General features: G+C 66.6%; 1 protein-coding gene. It reads left to right on the top strand.

Features of this window, described 5'->3' with window-relative positions; translation table 11 throughout:
• Nucleotides 1-12 precede the first annotated feature (12 nt).
• A partial coding sequence (locus NKI19_RS32775; RefSeq protein ID WP_352567726.1) for an IS66 family transposase zinc-finger binding domain-containing protein occupies nt 13-707 on the top strand: 695 nt, incomplete at its 3' end.

Below are 707 nucleotides of genomic sequence, written 5' to 3'. Positions count from 1 at the left end.
TTGATTTAGTGCATGAATCTGACGGTTCTCCAGGAAGAGAACGAGCGTTTGAAGGCGCTCCTCGCCGAGGCGCAGGCAGCTTTGGCAGAGTCCGAGGAGGCGCGCCGCCGCCTGGAGAGCGTCGTCAGCCAGCTCAACCACGAGAAGTTCGGCGCCAAGTCCGAGAAGCTGCATCCCGATCAATACCACCTGCCGCTCGAAGACGTGGAGATCGCGCAGGGCGTGCTCGATGCCGCGCAGGAAAAGGCGCAGCGGGTCATCCGGGGGCGTTCGGACGGCTCGTCCGGTTCGCGCCAGCGCAATCGTGGCCACTTGCCTGCCCATCTGCCGCGGGTGGAGCGGATCATCGAGCCCAGGAGCACGCTGTGTCCGTGCGGCTGCGGCGAGATGGCCAGGATCGGCGAGGATGTCAGCGAGCGGCTCGACGCAATCCCGGCGCAACTGCGCGTGCTGGTCACGCGCCGCCCGAAATACGCTTGCCGGCGCTGCTCGGGCGCCGTCGTGCAGGCGCATGCGCCCGAGCATATCGTGCCTGGTGGCCTGCCGACCGAGGCGCTGATCGCCCAGGTCATCGTCGCCAAGTTCGGTGATCATTTGCCGTTCTACCGGCAGGCCGAGATCTACGCCCGCCAGGGCATCCAGCTGGATCGGGCGACACTGGGCAACTGGGCAGGCCGGGCCTGCTTCCATCTCAAGCCCATAGCCGA

The sequence above is a fragment of the Mesorhizobium sp. M0751 genome, assembly GCF_040320265.1.
Taxonomy (GTDB): domain Bacteria; phylum Pseudomonadota; class Alphaproteobacteria; order Rhizobiales; family Rhizobiaceae; genus Mesorhizobium.
This window is presented reverse-complemented; position numbering and strand designations above follow the sequence as displayed.